The organism is Sinomonas sp. T428B, from assembly GCF_056780155.1.
This window is the reverse complement of sequence record NZ_JBRAZR010000001.1, coordinates 682,696-705,207: the sequence shown is the minus strand read 5'-3', so window position 1 is coordinate 705,207 and position 22,512 is coordinate 682,696. Positions and strand designations below refer to the sequence as shown.

Annotated in this window: 23 protein-coding genes and 1 tRNA gene; 16 read left to right on the top strand and 8 right to left on the bottom strand. The window is 73.5% G+C overall.

All coding sequences use genetic code 11. The annotated features are described in order from the left end of the window. Window positions 1-1,497 carry a sensor histidine kinase gene (locus ACUYMY_RS03355; protein ID WP_481702224.1) on the top strand — a complete coding sequence of 499 codons (1,497 nt, stop codon included), beginning with the start codon at window positions 1-3 and terminating at the stop codon, window positions 1,495-1,497. On the opposite strand, the gene ACUYMY_RS03350 is transcribed toward ACUYMY_RS03355, so the two are convergent. Further along, window positions 1,448-2,359, bottom strand: coding sequence for a DMT family transporter (locus ACUYMY_RS03350; protein ID WP_481702223.1), 912 nt, complete (start codon window positions 2,357-2,359; stop codon window positions 1,448-1,450). The genes ACUYMY_RS03355 and ACUYMY_RS03350 overlap by 50 nt on opposite strands. Before the next feature lie 259 nt (window positions 2,360-2,618). On the opposite strand from ACUYMY_RS03350, the gene ACUYMY_RS03345 reads away from it, so the two are divergent. The 3 genes from ACUYMY_RS03345 to ACUYMY_RS03335 all read left to right on the top strand — a co-directional run bounded on the left by ACUYMY_RS03345 (window position 2,619) and on the right by ACUYMY_RS03335 (window position 4,710). Next, on the top strand, window positions 2,619-3,221 hold the full coding sequence (locus tag ACUYMY_RS03345) for a protein tyrosine phosphatase (RefSeq protein ID WP_481702222.1): 603 nt from the start codon (window positions 2,619-2,621) through the stop codon (window positions 3,219-3,221). A 125-nt stretch (window positions 3,222-3,346) separates the two neighbouring features. Further along, on the top strand, window positions 3,347-4,018 hold the full coding sequence (locus tag ACUYMY_RS03340; RefSeq protein ID WP_481704943.1) for an RNA polymerase sigma factor: 672 nt from the start codon (window positions 3,347-3,349) through the stop codon (window positions 4,016-4,018). Next, window positions 4,015-4,710, top strand: a complete 696-nt coding sequence (locus tag ACUYMY_RS03335; protein WP_481702221.1) for a hypothetical protein — start codon at window positions 4,015-4,017, stop codon at window positions 4,708-4,710. The genes ACUYMY_RS03340 and ACUYMY_RS03335 overlap by 4 nt, the downstream gene beginning before the upstream one ends. 44 nt (window positions 4,711-4,754) lie before the next feature. Here ACUYMY_RS03335 and upp read toward each other — a convergent pair whose 3' ends face one another. After that, the gene (upp, locus tag ACUYMY_RS03330) at window positions 4,755-5,390 is read right to left on the bottom strand and encodes a uracil phosphoribosyltransferase (protein WP_481702220.1); all 636 of its coding nucleotides are present in this window, start codon (window positions 5,388-5,390) and stop codon (window positions 4,755-4,757) included. Between the two features lie 19 nt (window positions 5,391-5,409). Further along, the gene (locus ACUYMY_RS03325; RefSeq protein WP_481702219.1) at window positions 5,410-6,192 is read right to left on the bottom strand and encodes a phosphatase PAP2 family protein; all 783 of its coding nucleotides are present in this window, start codon (window positions 6,190-6,192) and stop codon (window positions 5,410-5,412) included. Between the two features lie 64 nt (window positions 6,193-6,256). Between ACUYMY_RS03325 and tadA the strand changes: the two genes are divergently transcribed. The 5 genes from tadA to ACUYMY_RS03300 are packed head-to-tail and all read left to right on the top strand — an operon-like array spanning window position 6,257 to window position 9,278. Continuing rightward, window positions 6,257-6,790: a tRNA adenosine(34) deaminase TadA gene (gene tadA / locus ACUYMY_RS03320; RefSeq protein ID WP_481704942.1), complete on the top strand. Its 534-nt coding sequence runs from the start codon at window positions 6,257-6,259 to the stop codon at window positions 6,788-6,790. Between the two features lie 54 nt (window positions 6,791-6,844). Continuing rightward, entirely contained in the window at window positions 6,845-7,342 is a 498-nt protein-coding gene (locus tag ACUYMY_RS03315; RefSeq protein ID WP_481702218.1) for an RNA polymerase sigma factor, read from the top strand. Further along, window positions 7,339-7,974, top strand: coding sequence for a methylated-DNA--[protein]-cysteine S-methyltransferase (locus tag ACUYMY_RS03310; protein WP_481702217.1), 636 nt, complete (start codon window positions 7,339-7,341; stop codon window positions 7,972-7,974). Before ACUYMY_RS03315 ends, ACUYMY_RS03310 begins: the two co-directional genes overlap by 4 nt. Continuing rightward, entirely contained in the window at window positions 7,971-8,639 is a 669-nt protein-coding gene (locus ACUYMY_RS03305) for an alpha-ketoglutarate-dependent dioxygenase AlkB family protein (RefSeq protein ID WP_481702216.1), read from the top strand. Before ACUYMY_RS03310 ends, ACUYMY_RS03305 begins: the two co-directional genes overlap by 4 nt. Before the next feature lie 30 nt (window positions 8,640-8,669). Further along, on the top strand, window positions 8,670-9,278 hold the full coding sequence (locus ACUYMY_RS03300) for a DNA-3-methyladenine glycosylase I (RefSeq protein WP_481702215.1): 609 nt from the start codon (window positions 8,670-8,672) through the stop codon (window positions 9,276-9,278). Here the strand turns inward: ACUYMY_RS03300 and ACUYMY_RS03295 are convergent. From ACUYMY_RS03295 to ACUYMY_RS03285, 3 genes are all read right to left on the bottom strand, one after another. Further along, window positions 9,275-9,994, bottom strand: a complete 720-nt coding sequence (locus ACUYMY_RS03295) for a DedA family protein (protein ID WP_481702214.1) — start codon at window positions 9,992-9,994, stop codon at window positions 9,275-9,277. The two genes, ACUYMY_RS03300 and ACUYMY_RS03295, sit on opposite strands and share 4 nt — an antisense overlap. Window positions 9,995-10,011: 17 nt before the next feature. Next, window positions 10,012-10,710 carry a Crp/Fnr family transcriptional regulator gene (locus tag ACUYMY_RS03290; RefSeq protein WP_481702213.1) on the bottom strand — a complete coding sequence of 233 codons (699 nt, stop codon included), beginning with the start codon at window positions 10,708-10,710 and terminating at the stop codon, window positions 10,012-10,014. A 71-nt stretch (window positions 10,711-10,781) separates the two neighbouring features. Next, the gene (locus ACUYMY_RS03285) at window positions 10,782-11,240 is read right to left on the bottom strand and encodes a hypothetical protein (protein WP_481702212.1); all 459 of its coding nucleotides are present in this window, start codon (window positions 11,238-11,240) and stop codon (window positions 10,782-10,784) included. Window positions 11,241-11,397: 157 nt separating this feature from the next. Between ACUYMY_RS03285 and ACUYMY_RS03280 the strand changes: the two genes are divergently transcribed. From ACUYMY_RS03280 to ACUYMY_RS03250, 7 genes are all read left to right on the top strand, one after another. Continuing rightward, window positions 11,398-11,484 (top strand) — tRNA-Ser (locus tag ACUYMY_RS03280). Between the two features lie 105 nt (window positions 11,485-11,589). Then, the gene (locus ACUYMY_RS03275; RefSeq protein WP_481702211.1) at window positions 11,590-12,804 is read left to right on the top strand and encodes a sulfite oxidase; all 1,215 of its coding nucleotides are present in this window, start codon (window positions 11,590-11,592) and stop codon (window positions 12,802-12,804) included. A gap of 88 nt (window positions 12,805-12,892) precedes the next feature. Then, window positions 12,893-13,555, top strand: a complete 663-nt coding sequence (locus tag ACUYMY_RS03270; protein ID WP_481702210.1) for a hypothetical protein — start codon at window positions 12,893-12,895, stop codon at window positions 13,553-13,555. Window positions 13,556-13,632: 77 nt separating this feature from the next. After that, complete coding sequence (locus ACUYMY_RS03265; protein ID WP_481702209.1) at window positions 13,633-14,412, top strand: YcnI family copper-binding membrane protein; 780 nt, start codon at window positions 13,633-13,635, stop codon at window positions 14,410-14,412. 100 nt (window positions 14,413-14,512) lie between these two features. After that, entirely contained in the window at window positions 14,513-15,139 is a 627-nt protein-coding gene (locus tag ACUYMY_RS03260) for a DUF4232 domain-containing protein (protein ID WP_481702208.1), read from the top strand. Window positions 15,140-15,260: 121 nt separating this feature from the next. Further along, window positions 15,261-20,297, top strand: a complete 5,037-nt coding sequence (locus ACUYMY_RS03255; protein ID WP_481704941.1) for an ATP-dependent helicase — start codon at window positions 15,261-15,263, stop codon at window positions 20,295-20,297. After that, window positions 20,290-21,123, top strand: a complete 834-nt coding sequence (locus ACUYMY_RS03250; RefSeq protein ID WP_481702207.1) for a DNA-formamidopyrimidine glycosylase family protein — start codon at window positions 20,290-20,292, stop codon at window positions 21,121-21,123. The genes ACUYMY_RS03255 and ACUYMY_RS03250 overlap by 8 nt, the downstream gene beginning before the upstream one ends. Here the strand turns inward: ACUYMY_RS03250 and ACUYMY_RS03245 are convergent. Then, window positions 21,120-21,851 (bottom strand): SRPBCC family protein, encoded by a 732-nt coding sequence (locus ACUYMY_RS03245; protein ID WP_481702206.1) that lies wholly within the window; start codon window positions 21,849-21,851, stop codon window positions 21,120-21,122. The two genes, ACUYMY_RS03250 and ACUYMY_RS03245, sit on opposite strands and share 4 nt — an antisense overlap. Then, window positions 21,848-22,510: a winged helix-turn-helix domain-containing protein gene (locus ACUYMY_RS03240; RefSeq protein WP_481702205.1), complete on the bottom strand. Its 663-nt coding sequence runs from the start codon at window positions 22,508-22,510 to the stop codon at window positions 21,848-21,850. The genes ACUYMY_RS03245 and ACUYMY_RS03240 overlap by 4 nt, the downstream gene beginning before the upstream one ends. Window positions 22,511-22,512: the final 2 nt, after the last annotated feature.

Genomic DNA, 22,512 nt, shown 5'->3' with positions numbered 1-22,512 from the left:
ATGGGCACGCTCTCGGCCGCAGAGCGCCGCACCGGCCGCTCGTGGCGGCACCCCGACACGTGGCACCTGCGCACCAAACTCCTGCTCGCGACCATGCTCCTGCTCGTGGGGGTGTGCGCGGTCGTCGGGGCCCTCCTGTACACCTTCATGGACCGCCAGCTCACCCGCCAGCTCGACGCGGACCTCGCCCACGCCAGCCGCCGTGCAGCCGAGTTCCGCACACCACCCGGTCAAGTGGGCAAGCGCCCGGACCCGCTCGAGGCCAGGGGCCAGGGCGCCGGAACCCTCAACGCGCGGCTCAGTGGCGGGCGCGTCGAAGTCAGCGGCCTCATCAGCGCGGACGGCACACGCGTGCCACTCCGGCCGTCGGACATCGCCGTCCTCGCTGCGCTTCCGGTCGCGGGAGAGGACGCCTCGAGCGGCGACCGCCTCGCGGCCGTGGACCGCTCGCTGAGCGCCGGCGACTACCGCCTCATCGCGGTCGAGACCGCGTACGGCGACGTCGTCGTCACGGGCCTGCCGCTGTCCCAGAAGCAGGCCACGCTCGACTCGCTCGTCCTCACGACCGTGCTCGTCTCCGGGGCCGGGCTCGTGCTCGCCGGGGTCATGGGGACCTGGATCATCCGGCGGACCATGGCCCCGCTCGAGCAGCTCTCGACGGTCGCCGGGCAGGTCGCCAGGCTGCGGCTCGACTCCGGCGAGGTCGCCCTCGCGATCCGCGTCCCGCCGTCGGCCGCTCACCCCGCGACTGAAGTGGGGCAGGTCGGGCTGGCGCTCAACCGCATGCTGGACAACGTCGCCGGCGCCCTCGAGGCCCGTCAGGCCTCGGAGACCAAGGTCCGCCGATTCGTCGCGGACGCCTCGCACGAGCTGCGCACGCCGCTCACGGCGATCCGCGGCTACACCGACATGCTCCGGCTCACCGAGCCGCTCACCGCCCAGGGCTCAGAGTCCCTCGGGCGGGTCGAGAGCCAGTCCCTGCGGATGAGCCGCCTCGTCGAGGACCTGCTCATGCTCGCGCGGCTCGACGAGGGCCAGCCGCTCAAGCTCGGCCCCGTGGACCTCACCCAGCTGCTCGTCGAGACTGTCATGGACCAGAAGGTCATCGCCCCGGACCACGTGTGGCGGCTCGACCTCCCCGAGGAGCCCCTCGAGGTCCGCGCCGATGGCGCGAAGCTCCATCAGGTCCTCGTGAACCTGCTCTCGAACGCGCGCAAGCACACGCCCGTCGGGACCACCGTGAGCGCCGCTGTCGCCCGCTCGGCCAGGGGCGATGCCATCATCACCGTCACGGACGATGGCCCCGGGATCCCTGCGGAGCTTCAGGAGCGGGTCTTCGCCCGCTTCGCCCGGGCCGACCAGGCCCGCTCGGGGCACGAGGGTTCGACCGGGCTCGGGCTCTCGATCGTCCGGGCGATCGTCGAGGCCCACGGCGGCACGGTCGAGCTCACGTCACGGCCCGGGCGGACCGAGTTCGCCGTCCGCCTTCCGGCGTAGGGCCGCCGTCATCGTGGGCGCCCGCCCGAGTCGCGAGGAACGTCCCGGCGAGCACGAGGACCGCCCCGGCCCCAATGAGCGGGGTGAGCGGGTCCCCGTGCAGGGCGACGCCCAGGGCAAGGGCGACGACGGGGTTCACGTAGGCGATCGCCGTCGCCCGTGAGGGACCGGCCGCGGCGATGAGCCGGAAGAACAGCAGGAAGGCGAGTGCCGTGCACAGCACGGCGAGGAGCGCGAGCGAGCCGAGCGCCGTCGCGCTCGGGACGTCCGCGGGCCACGTGAGCGCCGCGAACGGGGCGGAGATGACGGCCGCGATGCTCAGGCAGACGGCCGTGAGGGACAGCGGCGGGACCTCGCGCAGGCGGACGGCGGCGATCTGGGGTGCGATGCCGTAGCCGAGGGCGACGAGCAGCATCTCGACGACGGGCCACGCGCCCGAGGCCTCCATGCCGCCCCCGCCGAGCGCCGCGACACCGCCCACGGCCAGCACGAGGCCCAGGACGCGCACCCGGCCGATCTTGCCCTCGAGCCCGGTCACGCGGGCGACGACGAGCGCGATCACCGGCGCGAACGCGATGAGGAGTCCTGCGAGCGAGCTCGTGAGATGGCGCTCCGCGTCGCTGAGCAGGAACCACGGGCCCACCATCTCGATGAGCGCGAAGGCGAGCACGGGCCAGCGGTGCTCCCACACGGCGCGCAGGCCGCGCCAGGCGAACGGGAGGAGCACGACGGCGCCCACAGCCGTCCGCGCGAAGACGACGACGGCGGGGCTCACCTCCTCGACGGCCTCACGGATGAGGAGGTACGGCACGCCCCAGATGAGGCCCATGGCGACGAAGAGGGCCCACGTGCGGCGGGTCATGGGCAGCCTCGCCGAGAGGACCACGCGGATGAGGTGCAGATCACTCGACCACCATAGGAGCCGCCTCCGACAGTCGTCACCCTTCGGCAGGAGCCGAATCCTCGGCCAGTGCTCACAGTGGCTGGGCCCCTGACGGACCCCCCGAAAAAAACTTTGCGCACCGCGTGACCTCCCGGGGGTCCACGTCGGTTGAGAGGGTGTCGGCCGCTTCCGGGCGGCCGCCCACAGACCTGAACGCAAACTCCCCAGGAGCAAGAGCATGTCCCTCTTCACCCTCATCGCCTCGAGCAAGCTCGCCGCAAGCGCCGTCGCCCTCGGCACCCTCGCCGTCGGCGGCGTCGGCACCGCCGCCTTCGCCGGCGCGCTTCCGGAGCCCGCGCAGCAGGCGGCCCACGAGCTCATCGGCGCCCCCGCCCCGAGCGTCAAGGACGTCGTCGCTGCCGCTCCGGAGCTCCCGACGGCCACCCCGTCCGCCTCCCCGTCGGCCTCCGCCAACGCCAAGGCCTCGGCCGCGCCGGTCGGCCCGGACGCGCTCGGCCTCGAGGCCTCCGCCCTGTGCGAGGCGTACGGCGCGGGTGGGCTCGACGTCTCCTCCGTCGCATACCGCAACCTCACCGCCGCCGCCCAGGGCGAGGCGAACATCAAGGCGTACTGCGAGGTCGCCGGCACGTCCTCGACCAAGGCCGGTGTCGGCGCCGAGGCCAAGGTGGACGCGCAGGCCCAGGTCGGCGCTGCCCTGCCGGACGCCGCCAAGGCTCTTCCGTCGCTCCCGGCCGAGGCCGCCGTTCCGACCGCTCCGGCCCTGCCGTCCGCCCCGGCCGTGGACGCCAAGGAGCTCCCCTCCACGGAGCTGAGCAAGTAGCACTGAGGTAGGCTGTCTGACCGTGCGCGCCCTGGCACGATCCGCGGGCGCGCACGGTGGACAGATCCATCCCGCACGGACTTCCCTCGTGCGGGCCAGCACCACGAGAGGGAGACGGCTTGCAGCTGTGGAAGGAACGCCGCCGTGCACGCGCGCCTGAGGACGCCGACACTGCCAGCGGGCTCTTCACCACCGCGTACCGCACGTACTCCCCTGCCATCCTTGGCTACCTGCGGGCACGGGGCGTCGACGACCCCGAGGCCGTGACCCAGGACGTCTTTCTCGCCTTCTATACGCGCATCACGCCACAGCCGAAGGCAGAGAACGAGGCAGAGAACGACGCCGCGTTCGCGGCCCCGGCCGATATCGGGGAAACCGAGAGCGAGCGCGAGGGCGGATTCGCCGCAGACCCCTCCGCGCAGCCCCCGCGGCTCACAGGCGGACTGGACGGGGCCAAGGCCCTCCTCTTCACGATCGCCCACTCACGGGCCGTGGACCACCACCGCCGGCGCGGCCGCACGCCGTCGCTCGTCCCGCATGAGGCCGAGACGGACCCCCGCACCGCCCCCGCCACCCCCGAAGACCTGACGATGTCCCAATCGGACACGCTCCGCCTCCTCGGCTCCCTCACCGAGGACCACCGCGAGGTCCTGCTCCTGCGCGTCGTCGCCGACCTCTCGATCGAGCAGACCGCGGACATCATGGGCAGGTCCACGGGCGCCGTCAAGCAGCTCCAGCGCCGAGCCCTCGACGCCCTCAAGACCCACGCGCTGAGAACGGAACTGAGTCCCGCATGAACGCCACCCGCGATCCCAACGGCCTGACCGCCGTCGATCAGCTGCTCGCCGAGCTCGACGCCGAGGACGCGACCGCGCTGCGGCCCGTCCTGACGGGCCTTCGCTCCCTCGGCCAGGGGGACCCCGTGGAGCCGAGCCCTGCCATCCAGGCCCTCCTCGAGTCCGCCGACGAGACGCCCGTCGCTCCCGTCGTGAGCCTCGATGCGGCCCGTGAGCGGAGAGGCCGCCGCGTGGGCGGTCGGCGCCGCACGCTCGCCGCGCTGGCCCTGACCGGCGCTCTCGGCGTCGGAACCGCCGCTGCTGCCGTCGCGGATGCCGACTTCCGGGAGAACCTCGGCCAGGGCATCGCGACGATCATCGGCACCATCACCGGCCAGCCCGCGCCCAGCGCCCCGGCCCCGCAGTCGCCTGCGGCGGAGCACATCCCGGCACCGCCGTCCACGGTGCCCGTCCAGCCCTCCGCAACGGCGCCCGCTCCGGCTCCCACGGCGCCCGGCGCCACGACCGCCCCGGCCGGGACTCCGACGTCGTCCTCGGCGCCGACCCCCGGGCTCAACGCACCGACCCTGCCGAGCCTGCCGATCGAGGCGCCGCTGACCCCGCCGACGCTGCCCGCCCAGCTCCCGGCCCCGCCGGCGGGCACGCTGCCGTCGCCGGACACGGGCCAGGTCCCGGGCACGCGCGTGCCCTGACAGGTCCGCGGGCCTCGGGTGGGCTCAATCTCGAGGCGGTGCAGCTACTTGGCGAGCCCGTACAGCCGGTCGCCCGCGTCGCCGAGCCCGGGGACGATGTACGCCTTCTCGTTGAGGCGCTCGTCCACCGAGGCGAGCACGATCGTGACGTCCTTGTCGGAGAGCTCCTCCTCGAGCGTCGCGAGGCCCTCGGGCGCGGCCAGGAGGCAGATGCACGTGACATCCGAGGCGCCGCGGCGGAAGAGGAACTTGATGGCCTCGCGCAGCGTCCCGCCCGTGGCGAGCATCGGGTCCAGGACGAACACCTGGCGGCCTGTGAGGTCCTCGGGCAGCCGCTCGGCGTACGTGATGATGTCGAGCGTCTCCTCGTCCCTGGCCATGCCGAGGAAGCCGACCTCCGCCGTCGGGACGAGCTTGACCATGCCCTCGAGCATGCCCAACCCCGCGCGCAGGATCGGCACCACGAGCGGCGTCGGCTTCCTGAACGCCGTGCCCACGGTCGTCGCGATGGGGGTCTCGATCGTGACCGGCTCCGTGCGCACGTCCCGCGTGGCCTCGTAGGCGAGGAGGGTCACGAGCTCCTCGGCCAGCTGACGGAACACCGGGCTCGGCGTGTTCCTGTCCCGCAGGATGGTCAGCTTGTGGGCGACGAGCGGGTGTTCCACGACAAGGGTGCGCATGCGAGACAAGCTACCAGTCTCAGGATGCGGACGGTGGCGACTCCGCCGACCCGGCGCCGTCGTCCTGCACGGCCTCCCGCGACGCCCGCAGGGCCCGGGAGAAGGCCCGGCGGTCGCGCACGACCCGGAACACCCGATGGGCGAAGATCACCATGCTCAGCCAGGCGAGTCCGATGAACCACGCCGCGACGACGTCCGTGAGCCAATGGTGGCCGAGGTAGACCCGCGACAGGCCCATCATCACCGCGTAGAGGCTGCCCAGCGCGATGGCCGCCGCCCGCTGCCATGCGTCCTTGAGCCGCAGGCAGACGAGGTAGACGACGATCCCCGCGAGGACAGTCGCGTTGAGCGTGTGGCCGCTCGGGAACGACGCCGAGTACTCATACGGGGCGACGGCGGACTCGAGCGGCGGCCGGGTGCGGCCCGCGAGGCCTTTGCCGAAGACAGTCACGAGGAGGGCTCCCGCCGCCGCGGCCGGCATGAGGACGAGGGCCCGCCAGTGCCGCGTGCGGATCGCGATGAGCAGCATCGCCGCAGCCGCGGTGATGGGGGCGATGACCCCGCCGCCAAGGTTCGTGAAAGCGGTGATCGCGGCCATGAGCTCGGGAGTGCGCAGGCCGACCGCCGCCTCGAGCACGGGCTGGTCCATCGACGCGAGCGCGCCCTTCTCGACGACCGACTCGTAGACCTCGCCGCCTGCCCAGCTGAAGCCGAGCGTGAGCGCCGCGCCCACCGCGAGCAGCATCCACATCGAGGCGTTGGGCCCCAGCCGGTGGGCCAGGGCCTCGATCAGGCGGCGCACGCTTCCTCCCCAGGGGTCGACTGGCCTCGAACCTATCATTGGAGCCATGCCCGTCCCCGACACCATGGACCTCGACGCCGACGCCGGACCCCTCGGCCAGGACCGCCGGCACGAGGCCTGGATGCGGCTCGCGCTTGAGCAGGCCAGGGCCGCGGAGGGTACCGGCGACGTGCCGATCGGCGCCGTGGTCATCGGGCCCGACGGCGGGGTCCTCGCCGTAGGGCGCAACGAGCGCGAGGCCGTGGGCGACCCGACGGCCCACGCGGAGGTGCTTGCGATCCGCGCGGCGGCCGCCCGGCTCGCACACGACGGCGCCGGCGACGGCTGGCGGCTCGAGGACTGCACCCTCGTGGTCACGCTCGAGCCGTGCGCGATGTGCGCGGGGGCGATCGTCCTCGCGCGGATCCCGCGGGTCGTATTCGGCGCGTGGGACGAGAAGGCCGGCGCCGCCGGGAGCGTCTTCGACGTCCTGCGCGAGCGGCGACTCAACCATTGGGTCGAGGTGTTCGGGGGTGTGCTCGCGGCCGAGTGCGGGGACCTGCTCCGGGCCTTCTTCGAGAAGCACCGGCACAATCAACAAGACAGTCAGCCCCGGTAGACCAGTGGCCGAACCCGACCTCACATTCCGGGCCTCTGCGGCGTCTGCAAGGTGATGGACACGAAACAGCCCTTCGAGAAGCTCGTCGACCTCCACGGTGCGACCGTGCTGAGGGTGTGCCGTGCCGTCGTCGGGCCGGGCGAGGCCGACGACGTGTGGCAGGAGACCTTCCTCTCGGCCCTGCGCGCCTACCCCGAGCTGCCGGCCGACGCGAACCACGAGGCCTGGCTCGTGACGATCGCGCACCGGCGCTCGCTCGACTCCGTCCGCGCCGCCGGGAGGAGGGCGATGCCCGTGGGCGAGATGCCGGACGGCCGCTCGCCGCTCGGCAACCCCGGCCCGGAGGGCGACGGCGTGTGGGAGCACGTCGCGCGGCTGCCCGACAAGCAGCGGCGCGTCATCGCCTACCGGTACCTCGCCGACCTGCCCTTCGCGGACATCGCCGGGATCCTCGGCGGCACGCCGGCCGCCGCACGCCGCTCGGCGGCAGACGGCCTCAAGAAGCTCCGGACCCTCATGGCGGAGGCACCGCCGCAAGGAGGAACACCATGACCAGCACGGACCGCGAGCCCAGCATGGGCCCCATCGACTTTGCGTTCGCCCCGCACCTGATGGCCATCGAGCCCGGGGCGCTGCACCGCCTGCGCAGCGCCCTCGCCGAGAGCGCGACGCGCGAGGGGGTCCTCGACATCGCCTACCGGATCGTCGACTCGCCCGTGGGGCCGCTCCTGCTCGCGGCCACGGGCCGGGGCCTCGTCCGGGTCGCCTACGAGCGCGAGGACCACGACGCCGTCCTGCAGCAGCTCGCCGAGCGCCTGAGCCCACGCATCCTCGAGGTGCCCGGCCGCCTCGGCGCGGTGGCGGCGCAGCTCGAGGACTACTTCGCCGGCAGGCGCCGCGGCTTCGACGTCCCGCTGGACCTGAGCCTCTCGGCCGGCTTTCGCCGCACAGTCATCCAGCACCTCGAGGGCATCCCCTTCGGGGCCACGGAGAGCTACACCGAGGTCGCCCGGGCCGTGGGCAACCCCAAGGCCGTCCGGGCCGTCGGCAGCGCGTGCGCGACCAACCCGCTGCCCGTCGTCGTCCCGTGCCACCGGGTGCTGCGCTCCGACGGCAGCCTGGGCGGCTACATCGGCGGCCTCGAGGCGAAGTCGGCGCTCCTGGCCCTCGAGGCGGCCGCATGAGCACGCTCTTCGGCGATGAGCTCCTGTCCAGGCCGCGCCGCGAGATCTCCCCGGGGGCGGTGCACGTACCCGGCTGGCTCAGGCTGGACCAGCAGGCGTGGATCGCCGAGAGGTTCCGCGAGTGGGCCGCCGGGCCGGTGCCGCCGCGCTCCGCCTCGGTGCGCGGGCACCCCATGTCAGTGCAGACCGTGTGCCTCGGGTGGCACTGGCAGCCCTACCGGTACACGCGCGAGGCCACCGACGTGAACGGAGCCCGCGTGCTCGGCTTCCCCGACTGGCTCCTGCGCGTCGGGCGCCTGGCGCTCGCCGAGGCCTACGGGGACGACTATCCCGCCGGGGACTACACCCCGGATACGGCGCTCGCGAACTTCTACGACGCCGAGGCACGCATGGGCATGCACCAGGACAAGGACGAGGTTTCCCGCGAGCCGGTCGTCTCCCTGTCAATCGGCGACAGCTGCCTGTTCCGGTTCGGCAACACGGACACGCGGGCCAAGCCCTACGAGGACCTCCTCCTCGCCTCGGGGGACCTGTTCGTCTTCGGCGGGCCCTCGCGGCTCGCCTACCACGGCGTCCCCGCCGTGTACCCCAGAACGGCCCCCGAGGGCTGCGGGCTCGAGGCGGGGCGCATCAACATCACCCTGCGTGTCACGGGCAAGGCCTGACGCGCGCCACCTGGATGGAAGGAGAACGGCATGAGCGAGGCACTCATCACGGGAGAGGACGGCCTGGCCAGGCCGTCCTGGGCGAGCGCGGACGCGCTCATGCGGGAGTACTACGACACCGAGTGGGGCATGCCCGTGACGGACGAGCAGGGCCTCTACGAGCGGATCTGCCTCGAGGGCTTCCAGTCCGGGCTTTCCTGGGCCACAATCCTCCGGAAGCGGCCAGCCTTCCGCGCTGCCTTCGCGGACTTCGACCCGGACGTCGTCGCGGCCTTCACCGAGGACGATGTCGAGCGGCTCCTGCAGGACGAGGGCATCGTGCGGAACAGGGCCAAGATCAACGCGGCCATCACGAATGCCAGAGCGACCGTCGCCCTGCGGGAGGAGGGCGGGCTCGTGCAGTTCGTCTGGTCCTTCCAGCCGGACGAGACCCCCGCGCCGCTGACCTACGCGGACATCCCCTCGACCTCGCCGGAGTCCGTGGCCCTGTCCAAGGCCCTGCGGAAGAAGGGCTTCTCCTTCGTCGGCCCGACCACAATGTTCGCGCTCATGGAGGCCATCGGCATGATCGACAACCACCTCGTGGGCAGCCACCGGCGCGGGAGCTCGGGAATCTGGCCCCTGGCCGCCAAGGGCTAACCGGAGTCGCTGCCGGATGTGCTGGAACTGCTGCCCGTCCGGTTGGCCCTGATGCGCTTGACGACCCAGACCGCCACCATGAGGCCCATGGCGACGAGGATGAGGTTGCTGAAGCCGCCGACATAGGGCCGCACGGCCTGCCAGTTCTCCCCCAGCAGGTAGCCCGCCAGGATCAGCCCGCCGTTCCAGAGCAGGGAGCCGCCCGCCGTCAGGAGGGTGAAGAGCACCGGCGCCATCTTGGTCATCCCGGCGGGGATGGAGACGAGGCTGCGCACCACTGGAACCATCCGGCCGAAGAAGACGCTGCTCTTGGCATGCTTGCCGAACCAGTCCTCGGCCTTCTCGACGTCCTCGAGCTTCACGAGCGGCAGCCTGTCGAGGAGCCGATGCGTCCGCCTGCGCCCCAGAAGCGCGCCGAGGGCGTACAGCGCCCAGGCGCCGGCGAGGGACCCCGCCGTGCACCAGAGGATCATCTCCACGAGGCCCAGAGGGCTCTTGGATGCGGTGAAGCCGGCCAGGGGCAGGATGAGCTCGCTGGGTATCGGCGGAAAGAAACTCTCGAGGGCAATCAGCAGGGCCGCTCCGAATCCGCCGAGCGCCTCGATTACGCTGACAGCCCACGCTCCGAATCCGCCGAGCTCGTCGGCCGAGGACCACTGGGCGAGAATCAGGGCTCTGTCCTTCCCTACGGAGGTGCTATCGAGGGCAATACCCACTCGGTCCTGCGTGAACCTCAGGACGTGCGTCTGGCCGCCTCCCGCAGGCCCCGGATATCCAGCACCACGACCCGGCCGCGCCCCTGCCGGATCAGGCCCTCGGCCGCCAGCTCTCCCATGGCCTTGCTCGTGGCCTCCCGGGTGGCCCCCAGCAGGCCGGCGAGCTGCTCGTGCGTGAGCCGGACGGCGGGCGGAAGCCCGATCCGGGACGGTGGAGCGGTTTCGGCCAACTCCAGCAGCATCGACGCCGTCCGGGCGTTCAGGGGCCGCAGTGCCAGATCCGCGAGGCGTGACTCCAGCCGCACCACCTGCTCGGCGAGAAGGCGCGAGACGCGGACGGCGATCCGGGGGTCGGACAGGAGATGGGTCTCCACGTCGGCGGCGGTGAGCTCACAGATCACCGAGTCCTCGATCGCCTCCGCGTAGTTGTCGTACATGCGCTGGCCCACCAGGACCATCTCGCCGAACACCGCGCCCGGCTCGAGGATCGCCATGGTCAGCGCCTTGCCGTCTTCGGCCAGGCGGAAGATGCGTACACGGCCCTGCTTGAGGATGAACAGGGCGTTCATCGGCTGGCTCTGGCTGTAGATGATCTCACCCCGGGCGAACCCGCGCAGCGGCACCGCCCGCCCGAACGCCTCCATCTCCTCCGGGGAGAGGTCGGCGAACAGGTCCACCTCCGTCAGGCAGCTGAAGCCCCCGGGTGACTGCAGCATCTCTCCTGCGCCCTCCTCGTGGGCGGCGCCCAGGTCGGCCGCCCCTGCCGGCCATCCGGGCGCCGCGGGCTTCATTCACGCGCGGCTTTGAGCACCCGCGCGGCGGTCAGGGCCAGAATAGCCCCGTAGGCCAGATGCCCGAGCAGCGACATGAGGGCCATTCCGTCCACCATGAACAGCGGCATGCCGAGCATCGCCGGCATGATCACGAGCGCCCCCAGCGCCCACCACACGACACCGTAGGCGAGGCCCACGAGCACTGCACGGCCGTAGCCGGACAGCAGCCGGGCGAACGGCACCGTCAGGCCCCAGCCGATCAGGACGGAGATCACCAGATGGACGGCGAAGCCGATCCACGGCGAGGACGACCTGACCAGCGCGGCGACCATCGGCAGGATGCCCGTCACCGCCATCAGCACGCCGAACACCAGGCCTCCGGCAAGGCCGCCGAGGGCACCGGCCGCCAGACGCCGACCGAAGGACCCGAGGCCCACCCGTCTCGGGTAGGCAGCAGCATGGGACTGTGACATCGGACTCTCCCTTCACTTCCAGCTTCCCCTTCAACCGTAGGAAGGGCGGTCCCGACGCTTCAGCAATCCAGGACACACACCAACAGGGCCGGACGAGAGGGGCTCCGGGAGGCCGGTTTGGTCTTGCCACGAGTCCCGGGTAAAGTAATCACCTGCTGGTGGTGTGTCCGAGCGGCCGAAGGTGCATCACTCGAAATGATGTTTGGTGTAAAAGCCAACGGGGGTTCAAATCCCTCCACCACCGCACAGTGAGAGCCCGCCCCGGGAGACCGGGGCGGGCTCTCGGCCTTTCTCCGGGCGGGCCCCGAAGGCACTGGACAGGCCCCGGGAACGCGCCCACACTGGCCGCATGCGAGCCAAGATCAGCACCACCCACCGGCCGCACCGGTCCCAGACGGCGACCCGGAGCACCCCAGCGGCAGGCTCCCCAGAAGCCACCGCCGCGCCCTCGCCGTCGTCGGCCGCCGCTCCCGCCGCGGACGCCGCACGGCCTGCCCCCGCCGCAGCCCCGAGCACGGGCCCGCTGACCTCGGAGGAGCTCGAGCTCGGCCGCCGCAACCACTCGGCCCCGCTCGAGGCCCTCCGCTGGGCCGTCACCCCGCCCGGCATGCACTACACCCTCATCCACTTCGACGTCCCGCAGATCGACCCGGAGACGTGGCGGCTCGGGATCCACGGCGCCGTCGAGCATCCCCTCGAGCTGAGCCTCAGCGACCTCCGCCGCCGTCCCCGCCGCACCGTCCCGGTGACCCTCGAGTGCGCGGGCAACGGCCGCGCCCGCCTCGACCCCCGCCCGGTCAGTGTCCCCTGGGACACCGGCGCGTTCGGCACCGCGGAGTGGACCGGCACCCCGCTCGCGCCCCTCCTGCACGAGGCCGGTCTCGCGTCCGAGGCCGTCGAGCTCGTCTTCACCGGCGCCGACCGCGGCATCCAAGGCGGCGTCGAGCAGGACTACGCCCGCTCCCTGAGTGTCGCTGACGCCTCGGCCGACGAGGTCCTGCTCGCGTACGAGATGGGCGGCCAGCCGCTCCCACCGCAGCACGGGTACCCGCTCCGGCTCCTCGTCCCCGGCTGGTACGGGATGGCGAGCGTCAAATGGCTCGTCTCGATCGAGGCCGTGACCGAGCCGGCCCGGCTCTTCCAGAACGAGATCGCCTACCGCATCCAGGACGCCGCGGACGAGGCCGGGGCACCGGTCACGCGCCAGCGGGTCCGCTCCCTGCTCGCTCCACCCGGGATCCCCGACTTCCTCACCCGCCGCCGCATCGTCGACGCGGGGCCCACCATGCTGACAGGCCGGGCGTGGTCCGGCGCTGGTCCCGTGCGCCGGGTCGAGGTCGCGATCGACGGGCAATGGGCGGACGCCCACCTCGAGCCCGCCCCCGGCCCGCATGCGTGGCAGGGGTTCAGCTTCCCCTGGGTCGCGACGCCGGGGAGCCACACTCTCGCCTCCCGCGCCACGGACGATGCCGGCAATGTCCAGCCGGCAGAGCAGGCCTGGAGCTATCAGGGAATGGCGAACAACGCGGTGCAGGAGATCGAGGTCGAGGTCAGGCCCGCCTAGGGGGCCGGCCGGGAGAACGCGGCCGAGGGTCCCCGGTAGAATCGTCGCTGGCCCGCTACGGGCCGCCGTCGATCCCGGGAGGTGCCGCATGCGAGCCATGCCGCGGCCCGGGTGCGCCCGCAGGCCCCTCACGGCCCTCGGCAGCGCGAGGGCGACGGCGGTCGGCGGCACGGTTATGGCCCTCGCCGCCGGGGCCCACGCCTGGGCGGGCGGCGGGCTTCCGCACCCGCTCATCTTGGCCGCGCTCCTCGCGCTCGTGGCCCTCGGCTCGACGGCGCTCGCCCGCCTGACGCTCCGCCTCCCGGCGCTCGCCGGCGTCCTCGGCGCGGGCCAGCTGGCCCTGCACGAGGCCTTCACCGCCTTCTCCTCCTCGCAGGCGGCCTCCCCCGAGGCGGCCGCGGCGCTCGCCCGCGGCCGGCACCAGCACGCAGGCGACGCCGCCGCCGCGCTGGGCTCGCTGCACTCTGCCCCGGACGTCCTCGCCGGCCACTCGCACGCGTCGCCGGCCATGCTGGGGCTGCACGTCGCCGCGACGCTCGCGTGCGCCGTCGTGATCCGCCGCGCCGAGTGCGCCGTCGAGGCCATGGCCGCGTGGCTGCGCCCGCTCGTCCGCCTGCCGCTGCCGGCCGCCGTCGTGCCCGCCGCCCGCCTGCGGCCCGTCCCGCCGCGGCCGGGCCGCCGCGTGCTGCCATGGCGGCAGCTCGCCCCGCCGCCCCTGCGCGGCCCACCCGCAGCACCCGCCTTCGCCTGACCCGCGCCCCGGCTCCGCCGGCGGCGCCCCCTCTCTTCCTCTGGCGCGCCCTGTGACGCGCCGCGAAAGGCCCTGCTGTGAAGAACACCTCCCTCTCCCCTGCCCCCTCCCCTGTGCGGAAGGCAGCCCGTCTCGCGGCCCCCGCCGCCCTCGCCGCGGGCCTCCTGCTCGCCGGAGCCGGGGCGGCCTCGGCCCACGTCGGCATCGACCCCTCCACGACCGAGGCCGGCGGCTACGCCCTGCTGAGCTTCGGGGTCCCCCACGGCTGCGGCGCGAGCCCCACGACCAAGGTCACGATCTCGCTCCCGGCCGAGCTCACCGACGCGACCCCCACGGTCAATCCCAACTGGGACGTCGAGAAGGTGACCGAGAAGCTCGCGACCCCCCAGACCCTCCCCGATGGGTCCCGGATCACCGAGCGCACCGGATCCATCGTCTACACGGCCAAGACGCCGCTGGATGCCCATCTGCGCGACGCGCTCGTGCTCTCGGTCAAGCTGCCGGAGGATGCGGCGGGCAAGACCCTGTACTTCCCGACGCTGCAGACGTGCGCCGAGGGCAAGACGGACTGGGCCCAGATCCCGGCCCAGGGCCAGGACGCCCATTCGCTGGACTCCCCGGCCCCCTCGGTCGCAGTGACGGCGGCGTCCGACGGCGGCTCCGGGCACGGCGCGCACGGCGCCGCTTCCGGGATGGCCGGCACCGGGACCACTGGCACCGGGGCCGCCGGAACCGAGGCCGCCGTCGCGACCGACGGCGGCTCCGCGGCCGCGGGCTGGATCGGGCTCGGGGCGGGCCTCGCGGGCCTCGGCCTCGGCGGGGCCGCCCTCTACCGCACGCGCTCGCGCGGGGCCTGACCCGCAGCCCAGGTTGGGGGCAGCTGCCCTGCCCCCGACCTCCGGGCTGGTGAGGGGCCGGAGTCTTGACGCAGGTGTGACGGGAGTGAATGGTGGGACTATGACTCTCCTGCCCAGGGCCGCAGCCGGCCTCGCACCGCTCCTGCTCGTCGCCGGGCTCGCCGGATGCGGCCAGGGCACTTCCACGGGAACCACCTCGTCGCCCTCCCCGACCACGGCGTCGCCGTCGCCCACCAGCGCGAGCGCAAGCCCTACGCCGTCGGGCACGCCGGCCGAGACGACCGCATCCCCGACGGCCTCGGGGGGTCTGGCCCGCTGCCTCTCGACTCAGCTCGAGGGAAGCATCCAGCCCGGCTCGGGCGGCGCGGCCGGAACCGTGTACCAGAAGGTCGCGCTCAAGAACGTCTCGCAGACCCCGTGCCTCCTCGAGGGCTTCGCGGGGCTCTCCCTCACGGCCGGGCCGGAGGGCGCCCCTATCGGCGCGCCCGCGGACCGGGACGCGGCCGCGCCCGTCGTGCCGATCGTCCTCGCGCCCGGGCAGAGCGGCGCGGCCGACTTCGGGCTCGCCCAGGCCGCGAACTACGCGAACTGCACCGTCGTCGAGGCGGCCGGGTTGCGGGTCTACCCGCCGGAGGACTACGGCTCGCTGTTCATCCCGGCCGCCTTGACGGCGTGCAGCAACGAGGACATCCACCTGCTCACGCTGCGCGCCTTCCAGCCGGCCTGACCCGCTGGGCGCCGCAGCGCCCTGATCCTCCGACGCCCCCGCGAGGACTGTCGGCGGGGTGGGGGATGATGGACGCGTGACGGAGAGGACGCCCACCGGAGGGAGCGGGGACGCCGCGGTCATGGAGCGCTTCGGCGCTCCGACCCGGGAGTGGTTCCTCGGCGCCTTCCGGGCCCCGACCCCCGCGCAGGCGGGGGCCTGGGAGGCCGTGTCCTCCGGCAGGCACGCCCTCGTCGTCGCGCCGACGGGCTCGGGCAAGACGCTCGCGGCGTTCCTGTGGTCCCTCGACCGGCTCATGCGGCACGACGGCGGTCCTCACCGGGAGAATCGGCCGGCACCGGAGGCTCGGGGCAGCGAGGACGACGGCGCCCTGCCGGGCCTGGATGCCGCATCCCTGCCGCCGAGCACGGCGGCGGGCGAGACGCAGGAGGGCGGGAGGCGGCGCCGTCGGCCGCCCAAGGACCGCACCAAGGTCCTCTACATCTCCCCGCTCAAGGCGCTCGGCGTCGACGTCGAGCGGAACCTGCGCGCGCCCCTCATCGGCATCTCGCAGACGGCGCGGCGGCTCGGCCTGCCCGCCCCCGACGTGAGCGTGGGCGTCCGCTCGGGGGACACGAGCGCCTCGGACCGGCGGGCGCTCCTGGCCAACCCGCCGGACATCCTCATCACGACGCCGGAGTCCCTCTACCTCATGCTCACGTCCCAGGCACGGGACACCCTCGCGGGCGTCGAGACGGTGATCGTGGACGAGGTGCATGCCGTCGCGGGGACCAAGCGCGGCGCGCACCTCGCGGTCTCGCTCGAGCGGCTCGACGCGCTCCTGCCCCGCCCGGCCCAGCGGATCGGGCTCTCCGCGACCGTCGAGCCGCGCGCGCTCGTCGCGCAGTTCCTCGCGGGCCAGGCCCCGTGCGAGATCGTCGCCCCGCCCGCGGCCAAGACGTGGGAGCTCACCGTCACCGTCCCGGTCGAGGACATGAGCGACCTTCAGGGCGCGGCCGCCGCGCACGACTCCGGCCCGGCATCGGGCCTGCAGCCGCAGGCGTCGATCTGGCCGCACGTCGAGGAGAAGATCGTGGACCTCGTCCTCGAGAACCGCTCGACGATCGTGTTCTCCAACTCGCGCCGGCTTGCCGAGCGGCTCACGGGCCGGCTCAACGAGATCTACTCCGAGCGGATGCAGCCGAGCGTGTGGGACGAGCCGCTGCCCGAGGAGCGCGGGCTCACGACGGCGGGCGCCGCCGCCGGTGTGGCCGCGGCCGCGGTCGCCAAGCGCACGCCCGCCGAGATGATGGCCCAGGCCGGGCAGACCTCGGGGGCCGAGCCCGTCCTGGCCCGCGCGCACCACGGCTCGGTGTCCAAGGAGCAGCGGGCCCAGATCGAGGACGACCTCAAGTCCGGCCGGCTGCGCTGCGTCGTGGCCACGTCGAGCCTCGAGCTCGGCATCGACATGGGCCTCGTGGACCTCGTGGTCCAGGTCGAGTCGCCGCCCTCGGTCGCTTCGGGCCTCCAGCGCGTGGGCCGCGCGGGCCACCAGGTCGGCGAGGTCTCGCAGGGCGTGCTGTTCCCCAAGCACCGCGCGGACCTCGTGCACACGGCCATCACGGTCGAGCGCATGCTGGCCGGCCGGATCGAGCCCCTGCGCATCCCGGCGAACCCGCTCGACATCCTCGCGCAGCAGACCGTCGCGGCCACGGCGCTCGGACCGGTCGACGTCGAGGAATGGTTCGACGTCGTCCGCCGCGCCGCGCCGTTCGCGACCCTGCCCCGCTCGGCGTTCGATGCGACCCTCGACCTCCTCTCGGGCAAGTACCCCTCCGACGAGTTCGCCGAGCTGCGCCCACGCATTGTGTGGGACCGCACCGAGGGGGTCATCGAGGGCCGGCCCGGCGCGCAGCGGCTCGCCGTCACGAGCGGCGGCACGATCCCGGACCGCGGGCTCTTCGGCGTCTACATCGTCGGCTCGGAGGAGGGCACCCGCGGCGGCCGGCGCGTGGGCGAGCTCGACGAGGAGATGGTCTACGAGTCGCGCGTCGGGGACGTGTTCGCGCTCGGGGCCACGAGCTGGAAGATCGAGGACATCACCCACGACCGCGTGCTCGTCTCCCCCGCCTTCGGCCAGCCGGGCAAGCTGCCGTTCTGGAAGGGCGACGGCGTGGGGCGGCCGGTCGAGCTCGGCCGCGCCCTCGGCGCGTTCCAGCGAGAGGTCTCCGGCGCGGACCGCGAGCGCGCTTTGGAGAGGATCGAGGCGGCGGGACTTGACGCGTTCGCCGCGGGCAACCTCCTGCAGTACCTGGACGAGCAGCAGCAGGCCACCTCGGTGGTCCCGAGCGACCGGACGCTCGTCGTCGAGCGCTTCCAGGACGAGCTCGGGGACTGGCGGGTCGTGCTGCACTCCCCCTTCGGGATGCCCGTGCACGCCCCGTGGGCCCTCGCCGTCGGGCGCCGCCTGAGCGAGCGGTACGGGCTCGACGGCTCGGCCATGGCGGCCGACGACGGGATCGTCCTGCGCGTGCCGATGATGGAGGACGAGCCGCCCGGCGCCGAGCTGTTCGTCTTCGAGCCCGAGGAGCTCGACGGGATCGTCACGGAGGAGGTCGGCGGCTCGGCGCTGTTCGCGGCCCGCTTCCGCGAATGCGCCGCCCGCGCCCTCCTGCTGCCCCGGCAGAACCCGGCCAGGCGCCAGCCCCTCTGGCAGCAGCGCCAGCGCGCGTCGCAGCTGCTCGACGTCGCCAAGAAGTTCCCGCAGTTCCCGATCATCCTCGAGGCGGTGCGCGAGTGCCTCCAGGACGTCTACGACCTCCCGGCCCTGCGCGACGTCGCCGCGGCCGTGCAGCGCCGCGAGCTGCGCCTCGTCGAGACGACCACGCAGCAGCCCTCGCCGTTCGCCCGCTCCCTGCTCTTCGGCTACGTCGCTCAGTTCCTCTACGAGGGCGACTCGCCCCTGGCCGAGCGCCGGGCGGCCGCCCTCTCGCTCGACTCGACGCTCCTGAACGAGCTCCTGGGCCGCGCTGAGCTCAGCGAGCTCCTCGACGCGAAGGTCATCGAGCAGACCGAGCGCGAGCTGCAGCGACTGGCCGAGGACCGCAAGCTCAAGGGCCTCGAGGGCGCGGCAGACTTGCTGCGCCTCTTGGGGCCCTTGTCCGTCGAGGAAGTTGCCGCACGGCTCGTTGACGACGGCGATGCGCGGCTCCGCGCGCACCTCGCCGACGTCGCGGGTCACCTTGAGGAGCTGGTGGCGTCCCGCCGCGCCCTTCTTGTTTCTCTTGGGGGAATCGAGCGGTATGCCGCGATCGAGGATGCCTCCCGGCTGCGGGATGCCCTTGGCGTTCCCCTGCCGATTGGGGTTCCCATCGCGTTCCTCGAGCCGGTCGCCGACCCGCTCGGGGACCTCGTCGGCCGATACGCGCGCACGCATGGCCCCTTCACGGCAGGCGAGGCGGCGGCGCGGCTGGGGCTCGGAGTCGTCGTCGTCCACACGACCCTCAGGCGCCTCGCGGCGGACAGCAGGGTCATCGAGGGAACCTTCCGCCCGGCCAGCTCACCCGAGCTGCCACGAGACCAAGGCGAGCCGACTGCGAGCCGTGGCCCAGACGCCGAAGGTGAACCGACAGCAAGCGGCGGCCCCCACTCCGGTGGAGCCGCGGAGGCGACAGAAGCAGCAGAAGCGACGACAGCGCCGAAGGCAACCGTCCACCGCGAGGAGTGGTGCGACGCCGAGGTCCTGCGGAAGATCCGCCGGCGGTCGCTCGCCGCGCTGCGGGCCGACGTCGAGCCCGTGGACCAGCCCGCCTTCGCGCGGTTCCTCGCCGCCTGGCAGCACGTGGGGGACGTCGGCCCGGCCGCTGCGGGCCGGGGAGCGCGGCGGGGCGGGGCGGCGCTCAAGGGGCACGACGGCGTGCTGACTGCCGTCGACCAGCTCGCCGGGGTGCCGGTCCCGGCGAGCGCGTGGGAGCCGCTCATCCTGCGCTCGCGCGTGCAGGACTACACGCCCGCGCTGCTCGACGAGCTCATGGCCAGCGGCGAGGTCCTGTGGACCGGGGCCGGCGCCCTCCCCGGCAACGACGGGTGGATCAGCCTGCACGTCGCGGAGTCGGCGGCGCTGACCCTCTCCCCTGACGAGGAGTTCGCGCCCGACGACGCCCAGCAGCGCGTGCTGGACTTCCTCGCCGGCGGCGGCGGGTACTTCTTCCGCCAGCTCGCCGAGCAGGCCGGCGGGATGGACGCCGTCCTCTCCGACCAGGCGGCGGTGCAGGTCCTGTGGGACCTCGTCTGGGCCGGGCGCGTCACCGGGGACACGTTCGCCCCCGTCCGCGCGCTGCTCGACGGCGGCCGCACGGCGCACCGGCAGCCGGCCCGGACGCCCCGCGCGCGGTCCTACGGCGGCGGCTACGGCTCGGTCCGGGGCGGCCGCCTCCCGCGGCTCGGCCGGCTCGGGGCCGTCTCGGGCCACGGCTTCGACGCGCCCTCGACCGCCGCGCCCCCGCTTGCCGCCGGCCGCTGGTCCGCGGTCCCGCGGGCCCCCCTCGACCCGACGGTCAAGGCGCACGCGTACGCCGAGCTCCTCATGGACCGCTACGGGGTCCTGACCCGGGGCTCGGTCATGGCCGAGGAGGTCCCCGGCGGCTTCGGGCTGCTCTACAAGGTCCTCACCCGGCTCGAGGAGGCCGGCAAGTGCCGCCGCGGCTACTTCGTCGACCGGCTCGGCGCCGCGCAGTTCGCGGTCCCGGCGACCGTGGACCGGCTGCGCTCCTTCTCGCGGGACGAGACCCTCGGCGCCGAACCGCCGCGGGAGCCCCTCGCCCTCGCCGCCACGGACCCGGCGAACCCGTACGGCGCGGCCCTCGCGTGGCCTGAGGTCCCGGGCGCGGCCACGGGGCACCGGCCCGGCCGCAAGGCGGGCGCCCTCGTCGTGACGGTCGACGGCGCCCTGGCCCTGTACGTCGAGCGCGGCGGCAAGACCCTGCTCGCCTTCACGGACGACGACGAGGTGCTCCGCCCTGCTGCGGCCGCACTCGTCGGGGTCGTGCGCTCCGGGGCGGTGGACAAGCTCGCGATGGAGAAGGTCAACGGCCACGACCTCCTGGACACCCCGCTCGCCCGCGCCCTGACGGACGCGGGGGCCTACTCGACGCCGCGGGGGGTCCGGATCCGTGCCTGAGGGGGACAACGTCTGGAACGAGGCGGCCCGCATGCACGCCGCCCTGGCCGGGAAGGTCCTGGCCGCATCGGACTTCCGCGTCCCCGCGTTTGCGACCCTGGACGTGGCCGGGTGGACGGTGCTCGAGGTCGTCTCGCGCGGCAAGCACCTCCTCCATCGCCTGGCCGGCCCGGACGGGGAGGCCCTGAGTGTCCACTCGCACCTCAAGATGGAGGGCACCTGGCAGGTCTATGCCCGCGGCGAGCGGTGGCGGAAGCCGGCCCACACGGCCCGGGCGGTGCTCACGGCCGAGGACGGCACGAGCGCCGTCGGTTTCTCCCTCGGCACGCTCGAGGTCATCGCGACTGAGGAGGAGGGCGGCGTCGTCGGGCACCTCGGCCCGGACTTGCTTGGACCCGATTGGGACCCTGCCCTCGCCGAGGCGAACCTGCGCGCGCAGCCCGACCGCGCGATCGGCCAGGCCCTCCTCGACCAGCGCAACCTCGCCGGGATCGGCAACGTCTACCGCTGCGAGCTGTGCTTCCTCGGCCGGGTCCACCCCGCCGACCCGGTCGCAGCGGTCCGGGACCTGCCGGGCATGGTCGCGACCGCCAAGCGGCTGCTCGAGGCCAACAAGTCCCGGCCCCGCAACACGGTGGGCGGCTTCGGCCCCCGGAACGGCACGTGGGTGTACGGCCGCACGGGCCAGCCGTGCCTGCGCTGCCGGACCCGGATCCAGCACGCGACGCTCGCCGAGCCCACCGAGGGCACGGGGGCCCGGCTCGGGGACACGCGCGAGCGGGACATCTGGTTCTGCCCGAGCTGCCAGCCGCGCGAGAGGGGTTAGGCGTAGAGGCCCTCGAGGTACTTTCCCCACGCCGCCTCGTGCTGGGCGGCGCGCTCCCGCCGCTCGGCGTCGGAGCCGGTGCCGAGCGAGAAGTCGTGGACGGTCAGGCCCACGCGGTCGCCGAACGCGTTGCGCCCGAACACCCGCACGAGGGCCGTTTCGGTGCGCAGGCCGAGGAAGTTCTCGTCGAGGTAGTCCACCGTGGCCTCCGAGAGGCCCAGACCGGGCAGGTCGAGGTCGCGCTTCTCCCCGGGCATCGCGCCCTCTAGCCCGAGCGCCGTGAGGAGCCGGGTGAAGGCGTCCGCCGAGGTCGCGCCGTCGGGCCCCAACGCCTCACCGAACGCGACGGCCCGTCCGTCGAAGTGCTCGAGGTACTCCCCGAGCGTGTGGAGATAGAACCGCGTGTGCTTCACGGCGCCGTCGTACTGCCGCTCCCAGTCGTCGGTGAGCACGCCCGAGTGCACGTAGTGCAGGTGCGTCCCGTCCGGGCCCGGGATGAGGACGTGCTCGAGCTGGTTGTACCAGCCCTCCGGGCCTTCCATCCGCTGGACGAGCCGCGTCGGGTAGTCCTCGGCGATCCGCTCGTGCGGGTAGCGCTCCTGGAAGGGGTACATCCACGCGGCCGTGCCCTCCGTGATGGCACTCCAGATCCGCTCGGGCGATGCGCGCAGCACCGTGTCCTGGACGATCTCGAACGGGTGGTTCTGCGGGGTCTCGTTCTCGGTCATGGCTCGACCTCCTTCTCGGCGGGCTTCTCTACAGGCTTCTCGGCAGCTGTCTCTACTGGCCTCTCGGCTGCGCCGGAGTCCTCCTTGAGGCTCGGGTGGAGGGCGACGACGAGGCGGTGCCTGCGCGCGCCCGGCGCCCCCGCGTCGTGGTACTTCGCGGCGAGCCTGGCCACCTCGGCGCCGAGCTCCTCGGCAAACGCCGCCCGCGACGCCGCGGACGCGAAGGCGATCTCGCCGTCGACCGCGAATGTCGCGAGCTGCTGCCGCACCGCGACGGCGCCCGCGATGAGCCGGCCGACCTCGCGCACCATCCGCGAGGCCAGCGCGAGGAGCCAGTACGCGCTGAACCTGTCCCGCAGGTGCGCGGGGTCCGGCTGGACCGCGGCGAGCGCGGCCGGCGAGATGACGTAGGACGCCGCCGTCGCCTGCAGCACGCGCTCCATGACGTTGCCCTTGCGCCGCTCCTCGACGAGCGCCACGAGCCCGTGCTCCTCGAGCGAGCGCAGGTGGTAGTTGACCTTCTGCCGCGGCAGGCCCACCCTGGCGGCGAGGCCGGCGGCGGACGACGGCGTGGCCAGCTCCCGCAGGAGCCTCGCCCTGAGCGGGTCAAGACTCGCGGCGGCGGCTGCCGCATCCTCGATCACCAGGACGTCCTGCACGC

Coding starts and splice junctions, on each gene's coding strand:
- ACUYMY_RS03310 (WP_481702217.1), top strand. CDS start 7,339: ATGACCAGCACGGACCGCGAGCCCAGCATGGGCCCCATCGACTTTGCG.
- ACUYMY_RS03315 (WP_481702218.1), top strand. CDS start 6,845: ATGGACACGAAACAGCCCTTCGAGAAGCTCGTCGACCTCCACGGTGCG.
- ACUYMY_RS03285 (WP_481702212.1), bottom strand. CDS start 11,240: ATGTCACAGTCCCATGCTGCTGCCTACCCGAGACGGGTGGGCCTCGGG.
- ACUYMY_RS03300 (WP_481702215.1), top strand. CDS start 8,670: ATGAGCGAGGCACTCATCACGGGAGAGGACGGCCTGGCCAGGCCGTCC.
- ACUYMY_RS03275 (WP_481702211.1), top strand. CDS start 11,590: ATGCGAGCCAAGATCAGCACCACCCACCGGCCGCACCGGTCCCAGACG.
- ACUYMY_RS03245 (WP_481702206.1), bottom strand. CDS start 21,851: ATGACCGAGAACGAGACCCCGCAGAACCACCCGTTCGAGATCGTCCAG.
- ACUYMY_RS03335 (WP_481702221.1), top strand. CDS start 4,015: ATGAACGCCACCCGCGATCCCAACGGCCTGACCGCCGTCGATCAGCTG.
- upp (WP_481702220.1), bottom strand. CDS start 5,390: ATGCGCACCCTTGTCGTGGAACACCCGCTCGTCGCCCACAAGCTGACC.
- ACUYMY_RS03305 (WP_481702216.1), top strand. CDS start 7,971: ATGAGCACGCTCTTCGGCGATGAGCTCCTGTCCAGGCCGCGCCGCGAG.
- ACUYMY_RS03255 (WP_481704941.1), top strand. CDS start 15,261: ATGGAGCGCTTCGGCGCTCCGACCCGGGAGTGGTTCCTCGGCGCCTTC.
- ACUYMY_RS03290 (WP_481702213.1), bottom strand. CDS start 10,710: ATGCTGCAGTCACCCGGGGGCTTCAGCTGCCTGACGGAGGTGGACCTG.
- ACUYMY_RS03270 (WP_481702210.1), top strand. CDS start 12,893: ATGCGAGCCATGCCGCGGCCCGGGTGCGCCCGCAGGCCCCTCACGGCC.
- ACUYMY_RS03260 (WP_481702208.1), top strand. CDS start 14,513: ATGACTCTCCTGCCCAGGGCCGCAGCCGGCCTCGCACCGCTCCTGCTC.
- ACUYMY_RS03350 (WP_481702223.1), bottom strand. CDS start 2,359: ATGACCCGCCGCACGTGGGCCCTCTTCGTCGCCATGGGCCTCATCTGG.
- ACUYMY_RS03345 (WP_481702222.1), top strand. CDS start 2,619: ATGTCCCTCTTCACCCTCATCGCCTCGAGCAAGCTCGCCGCAAGCGCC.
- tadA (WP_481704942.1), top strand. CDS start 6,257: ATGGACCTCGACGCCGACGCCGGACCCCTCGGCCAGGACCGCCGGCAC.
- ACUYMY_RS03355 (WP_481702224.1), top strand. CDS start 1: ATGGGCACGCTCTCGGCCGCAGAGCGCCGCACCGGCCGCTCGTGGCGG.